The sequence below is a fragment of the Vibrio sp. 10N.222.51.C5 genome (genome assembly GCF_041474575.1).
Lineage (GTDB): Bacteria > Pseudomonadota > Gammaproteobacteria > Enterobacterales > Vibrionaceae > Vibrio > Vibrio crassostreae_C.
In genome coordinates this window covers 141978-148613 of the sequence record NZ_JBFRUJ010000031.1, presented here as the reverse complement: position 1 = coordinate 148613, position 6636 = coordinate 141978, and the positions used below count along the sequence as shown (strand labels likewise).

9 protein-coding genes are annotated in these 6636 nt (G+C 44.3%); all 9 read right to left on the bottom strand.

The genetic code is table 11. The annotated features are described in order from the left end of the window. A partial coding sequence (locus tag AB4558_RS10685; protein WP_240698606.1) for a GTP-binding protein occupies positions 1-233 on the bottom strand: 233 nt, incomplete at its 3' end. A 147-nt stretch (positions 234-380) separates the two neighbouring features. Then, complete coding sequence (gene fusA, locus AB4558_RS10680) at positions 381-2477, bottom strand: elongation factor G (RefSeq protein ID WP_017061101.1); 2097 nt, start codon at positions 2475-2477, stop codon at positions 381-383. Positions 2478-2643: 166 nt separating this feature from the next. Further along, positions 2644-3114: a 30S ribosomal protein S7 gene (rpsG, locus tag AB4558_RS10675; RefSeq protein ID WP_010435163.1), complete on the bottom strand. Its 471-nt coding sequence runs from the start codon at positions 3112-3114 to the stop codon at positions 2644-2646. 107 nt (positions 3115-3221) lie between these two features. Further along, entirely contained in the window at positions 3222-3596 is a 375-nt protein-coding gene (gene rpsL / locus AB4558_RS10670) for a 30S ribosomal protein S12 (protein ID WP_004737194.1), read from the bottom strand. 182 nt (positions 3597-3778) lie between these two features. Further along, the gene (tusB, locus tag AB4558_RS10665) at positions 3779-4054 is read right to left on the bottom strand and encodes a sulfurtransferase complex subunit TusB (RefSeq protein WP_017063711.1); all 276 of its coding nucleotides are present in this window, start codon (positions 4052-4054) and stop codon (positions 3779-3781) included. An 8-nt stretch (positions 4055-4062) separates the two neighbouring features. After that, positions 4063-4419: a sulfurtransferase complex subunit TusC gene (gene tusC / locus AB4558_RS10660; RefSeq protein WP_372073446.1), complete on the bottom strand. Its 357-nt coding sequence runs from the start codon at positions 4417-4419 to the stop codon at positions 4063-4065. Further along, a complete protein-coding gene (tusD, locus tag AB4558_RS10655) occupies positions 4416-4805 on the bottom strand; it encodes a sulfurtransferase complex subunit TusD (RefSeq protein ID WP_017063709.1) in 390 nt (129 codons plus the stop codon). The genes tusC and tusD overlap by 4 nt, the downstream gene beginning before the upstream one ends. Next, on the bottom strand, positions 4799-5524 hold the full coding sequence (locus AB4558_RS10650; protein WP_004729851.1) for a transcriptional regulator: 726 nt from the start codon (positions 5522-5524) through the stop codon (positions 4799-4801). The genes tusD and AB4558_RS10650 overlap by 7 nt, the downstream gene beginning before the upstream one ends. 205 nt (positions 5525-5729) lie before the next feature. Beyond that, positions 5730-6506, bottom strand: a complete 777-nt coding sequence (gene fkpA / locus AB4558_RS10645) for an FKBP-type peptidyl-prolyl cis-trans isomerase (protein ID WP_102393029.1) — start codon at positions 6504-6506, stop codon at positions 5730-5732. Positions 6507-6636: the final 130 nt, after the last annotated feature.

Sequence of the window (6636 nt, the reverse complement as noted above, 5' to 3'; positions counted from 1 at the left end):
GCGTAGTGACGTGCTGGAGTGTCGTACTCAACGTGAGAAGTTGCGATTGTGATACCGCGCTCACGCTCTTCTGGAGCGTTATCGATAGATGCGAAATCTTTAGCAACACCGCCGTATACTTTTGCAAGAGTAGTACAGATAGCAGCAGTTAGAGTTGTTTTACCGTGGTCAACGTGGCCGATAGTACCAACGTTTACGTGCGGTTTCGTACGTTCAAATTTTTCTTTAGACACAATCGTGTTCCTTCCTAGTTATGATTCGCCACGTTCATTATTGAGCGAGACGCGCCAGAAATTGCTATTTTATGCGCCAACTCTCGTTAGCGCAATATTTGGACGCATTGTTCTTTCAAAAAATGAAAAAAAATGCCTTCCTTTTGTTTAACCACGCTCTGCAATGATTGCTTTTGCAACATTGTTAGGCACTTCAGCGTACTCACTAAACTCCATAGAGTAAGAAGCACGACCTTGTGTCGCAGAACGTAAATCAGTTGCGTAACCGAACATGACAGACAACGGAACTTGTGCACGAATTATCTTCAGGCCAGCTGTCCCCTCGTCCATACCTTCGATGATGCCGCGACGACGGTTAATATCGCCAACAACGTCACCCATCCAGTCTTCTGGAGTAGTTACTTCAACTTTCATCATAGGCTCAAGCAGAACCGGTTGCGCTTCAAGTGCACCCGTTCTGAAAGCCATAGAGGCAGCGATTGTAAACGCCATCTCACTTGAATCTGTTTCATGGTAAGAACCATCATATAGTGTAGCTTTGATATCCAAAACTGGATAGCCAGCAAGCACACCATTGTTCATCTGCTCTTCAACGCCTTTAGCAACTGAAGCGATAAACTCTTTCGGTACGATACCATTGGCAATTTCATCCACAAAGACAAAGCCTTCGCCAGCTTCTGATGGTTCTAGTTTCAGCCATACGTGACCGTACTGACCTTTACCACCATGTTCACGGATAAATTTACCTTCCGCTTTCGCTGTACCACGAATAGTCTCACGGTAAGCCACTTGCGGGTTACCAACGTTGCAGTTCACGCTAAATTCGCGCTTCATACGGTCAACGATGATATCTAAGTGTAGTTCACCCATACCAGAAATCAGAGTCTGGCCAGTTTCCGCATCCATATCAACGCGGAACGATGGGTCTTCCGCTGCTAGTTTACCTAGAGCGATAGTCATTTTGTCTTGATCAGCTTGAGAGCTTGGCTCTACAACGATCTGAATCACTGGATCTGGGAACTCCATGCGCTCAAGAACAATCTTATGGTTCTGGTCACAAAGGGTTTCACCAGTAGTCACATCTTTCAGGCCAATGATGGCTGCGATGTCACCTGCTCGTACTTCTTTTACTTCTTCACGCTTGTTTGAGTGCATTTGAACAATGCGACCTAAGCGTTCACGTTGTTTCTTCACAGAGTTGTAAGCTGTTTTACCGCTTTCAACAACACCAGAGTAAACACGGATGAAAGTTAAAGTACCAACGAATGGGTCTGTTGCAATCTTGAATGCTAGCGCTGAGAACGGTTCTTTGTCGTCTGCGTGACGCTCTGCTTCGTTCTCGTCTTCATCGATACCTTTAATTGCAGGTACATCGACTGGAGAAGGAAGGAAATCAACAACTGCATCTAGAACAGCTTGTACACCTTTGTTTTTGAATGCACTACCACAAGTAGCAAGTACGATTTCATTATTAAGGGTACGAGTACGAAGACCTTGTTTGATTTCAGCTTCTGTTAGTTCACCTTCTTCAAGGTACTTATCCATCAGCTCTTCATTTGCTTCTGCAGCAGCTTCAACAAGTTCTGTACGATATTCTTCAGCCATTTCTTGCATGTCTGCAGGAATATCTTCGTATGTGAAAGTCATGCCTTGGTCAGCTTCGTTCCAGTTAATTGCCTTCATCTTGATAAGATCGACAACGCCTTGGAAGTTTTCTTCAGCACCAATGTTCAGTTGAATTGGAACAGGAGTCGCGCCTAGGCGATCCTTGATCTGTTCAACTACGCGCAAGAAGTCTGCGCCGGTACGGTCCATTTTATTAACGAAAACCATACGTGGAACTTGGTACTTATCAGCTTGACGCCATACTGTCTCTGACTGAGGTTCAACACCAGATGAGCCACAGAACACAACAACTGCACCATCAAGTACACGCAAAGAACGTTCTACTTCGATTGTGAAGTCAACGTGTCCAGGAGTGTCGATGATGTTAATACGGTGGTCCGAGAACTGAGCTTCCATACCACGCCAAAACGTAGTGGTTGCTGCTGAAGTGATCGTAATACCGCGCTCTTGCTCTTGCTCCATCCAGTCCATGGTTGCTGCACCATCGTGAACTTCGCCGATTTTGTGAGAAAGACCGGTATAGAACAGAATACGTTCACTTGTGGTTGTTTTACCTGCATCTACGTGAGCAACGATACCGATATTACGGTATTGCTCTATAGGAGTTTTACGAGCCACGGTTGAATCCTCTTATTAGAGACTTAGGGACTATTGCTATGTCTAGATTAGGCGTTAAAAGCGATGCTTCGCTAAAAATTGCTTGCCCTAGAAATAGCAATAGTTCCTAGCATAAGCATAGGAACTAAAGAAGTGCTGCAAGGAACCTTGCAGCACTAAAAAGGTATTACCAACGGTAATGTGCGAACGCTTTGTTTGCGTCAGCCATGCGGTGAACGTCTTCACGTTTCTTAACCGCAGTACCTTTGTTCTCAGACGCGTCTAGCATTTCAGCAGCTAGGCGTTGAGCCATAGATTTTTCACCACGCTTACGCGCAGCTTCAACTACCCAACGCATAGCAAGAGCGTTACGGCGAACCGGACGAACTTCTACAGGTACTTGGTAAGTTGAACCACCTACACGGCGAGATTTAACTTCTACCGCTGGGCGAACATTTTCAAGAGCTTCTTCAAATACAGCTAAGTGGTCTTTACCAGACTTCTCAGCCATTGAATCTAGTGCAGTGTAAACGATTTTTTCTGCAGTAGATTTCTTTCCGTCAACCATAAGGATGTTAACGAATTTTGCCAGCAATTCAGATTTGAACTTAGGATCTGGAAGGATCTTACGCTGACCTATTACGCGACGACGTGGCATGGATATTCTCCGTTGTCTTCTTCAGGTTTTTTCCAAAACTTTTCAGAATAATAAATAAAATAGTGTTTGGCCTTACTTAACGATTTCTTTTTAAAAAAGAGAATCAATTAAGACTTAGGACGTTTCACACCGTACTTAGAACGACCTTGTTTACGGTCGTTAACGCCAGCACAGTCAAGTGCGCCGCGAACAGTGTGGTAACGAACACCCGGAAGGTCTTTTACACGACCGCCACGGATTAGTACAACACTGTGCTCTTGTAGGTTGTGGCCTTCACCGCCGATGTACGAAGTTACTTCGAAACCGTTAGTTAGACGTACACGACATACTTTACGTAGTGCCGAGTTAGGTTTTTTAGGTGTAGTAGTGTAAACACGAGTACATACACCACGTTTTTGTGGGCACGCTTCTAGTGCAGGCACGTTGCTTTTAACAACTTGCTTTACACGAGGTTTGCGAACCAACTGGTTAATAGTTGCCATTAACTAGCTCCTGAAATTTACTTGAAAGTAAGCTTTGTGAAAAATCTATCCCTAATCACAAGTCGTAATTAGGGACGCAAAATTCTATTCAGCAGTGGGAGGTGTGTCAAGAAATATACAGATCTTTTTTAGCCGTCTAGAGCTCAGGATGGTATACTTTTAACCAAACTGATAAAACACAGCTACCAAGTGACTGATTTGTCGTTCAAAACCGTCAGTTTAACGAAGCCATCGAAGTCAACTTGATCAATGGTACTTGAGACAAGTAGTTGTAAACCTCGGCTATCGAGATCTGGTTTTAACACCGACACCTGCTCTACTGCGCAGATTTGAGTGAATAACTCATGATTGGGAAGGCAAACATACACCGCATCTTCCACCAAAAGATACTGATCTTGTGGCTGAGAATAGGTCAATGCGAGTTTAAGTTTGTCGACTGATTTTACAATATGAAGCATAGCGTCCCCTAGAAAGTCAGTATCCGTTGGCACTGAGCTAACTTCTGCGTTAACTCGTCGGCTTCAACGGTGGTCACATCGATCAGCAGGTTGTCTGCTGAAAGACCAAACTGACTCAGACTACGCTGACACACATACACCTGTTCGATGTCGTACAGGTCCATAAGTTTGAATGCAGAGATGTAGTCACGCGATAGTGTTTCGTCGGGCTGCTGCGCTTTGAGAAGCTGTGTCACGCCATCGCCAACAAAGAACACGGCAATGTCTTCACTATATGCGGACGCAGCAAGCAGGGCGTCTAACCCTTCTCTACCCGCAGCGGTCGTATGAGGGAAACTGTTAAATATAAAGGCTAACTTTCTCAAAACTGCACAACCCTATCTTGCGTTAGTAGCGCTTCCGATAAGCTCCCTAATCCGGCTTGAGTAAATCCAGTGGCTAGGTTAGAGGCACTTAGTTGATGTTGCTCTGCTTCTTCAGAGCTAATCACTCCGCGTCTTAGCGCAGCTGCCACACAGGTTTCAAGGCTAACATCGTGTTCATCAGCCAGCTTTTGCCAAGCAGAAGCTAAATCAAATTCATCGTTAGCCGGTACGGTAAGGTCTGAGCCGTTACTCACGCCATCTTGGTAGAAGAACACACTGTGAAGTTTGTGGCCCTGTTTAATCAGAGCCACGGCAAACTGGTAGGCACTTCTTGCTGACTGTGAGCCATAGACTGGCCCATTCACTAGGAGTGTATAGCTTAGCAACCCTCTTCATCCTCTGTTTTACGTTGGCGGATGTATAGGTACACGGTGTGCTTAGAGATGTTCAGTCGCTCAGCAACGCGGTTGATCGCGTCTTTAATATCGAAAATACCTTTGTCGTACAGCTCCATCACGATCTGACGGTTCTTAGTATTGTTCGATACCGATTTGTCAGCGTTAATTTCTTCAATGGTGCGTTCAACCGTTTGGTCGACAAGTTCTTCAACGTCACTAGCGAAGTTAACCGATGATGCGGCTTCGTCTGCGTCTTGTGTAGGCATGAACGATTGCAGCACTTGTGAGAATGGCGCGTCTAGATTCACGTTAATACACAGTAGGCCAATCACTCGGTCTTCACCGTTGCGGATAGCAACCGTGATCGACTTCATCAACACTCCGCCTTTAGCGCGAGTGAAGTATGAACGTGAGAAGTTACGCTTAGAACCTTCAATATCTTTTAGCATCTTCAATGCAAGATCGGTAATCGGCGAGCCAACCTGACGACCTGTATTTTCGCCGTTGGCAATTTTAATCGCAGAAGTATTGAGGTCTTCTAAAGAGTGCAAAACGATTTCACAAAACGGACCAATAAGGCTCGCAATACCGTCAACAACGGCCTCATAAGATCTTAGAATGATTTTATCGTGTTCACTGAATGGCATAACGTGGACTGATTCCATTTCAAGTAACACATCTGCATTGACTGTTTCTGTAGTAGTCACTTATTCCTTACCTTCGTGTGAAAAATCAACAAATTTATGTAAGTTTATCAGAAAATTTTAATTGCACACCTAGCTAACATTGCAACTAGTGATTTAGAACAAGTTTAAAAATCAAATACTCATCTTCAAATCATAAAAAAAGCCTAACTCAAAGTTAGGCTTTTTATTCAATCAACGTATTTTAGTACGAGGCTTTTAACCGATATTACTGTGCAGGAGCTGCTTCAGCGTTATCGATGTTTAGTAGTTCTACTTCGAATACTAGCGTTGAGTTAGCTGGGATAGTCGGTGTGTCTTGCTCACCGTATGCTAGCTCTGGCGGGATAACGAACTTGTACTTAGAACCAACTTGCATCAGTTGTACGCCTTCAGTCCAGCCTGGGATTACGCGGTTTAGTGGGAATGTTGCTGGTTCGCCACGATCGTAAGAGCTGTCGAACTGAGTACCGTCTGTTAGCGTACCTTTGTAGTGTACTTGAACGGTATCAGTGTCTTTTGGAGAAGCGCCTTCACCAGCAGTCATTACTTGGTAAAGTAGACCAGATTCAGTTTGCTTAACGCCTTCAGTTTTAGCGAACTCAGCGCGGAAGTCATCACCTGCTTTCTTAGTTTCAGCTGATTTCTCTGCCGCTTGTGCTTGCATAGTTTCAGCAACACGCTTGTCTAGAGCTTCAAGAGCTGCGCGAGTTTCTTCTTCGTTCAGTGCAGTTTTCTCTGCGAATACGTCTTCGATACCTTGAAGAACCATATCTTTGTCTAGGTTAATACCTAGCTCGCTTGGCTTATCAATGCTTGTGCTTAGGTAGTTAGCGAAAGATACGCCGATTGCGTATGCCGCTTTGTCGTCTTCTGTTTTAAAGTTTACTGCTTCAACTTTAACTTCTTCAACCTGTGGAGCTTCTGCCTTTGGTTCTTCTTTCTGACAACCAACTGCTAGCATAACCGTTGCGGCAAGCAGTGATACTTTTAAAACTGATTTCATTGAATTCTCCAATTAATGGCCAAGCCATTGGTTATTGTGCACAAATCTAATGATTAGATTGGTGTGAATACGTTAGTTATAACAATATACTAGTCATATGTCTTTCGACACAAACCGGATTATTAGATGT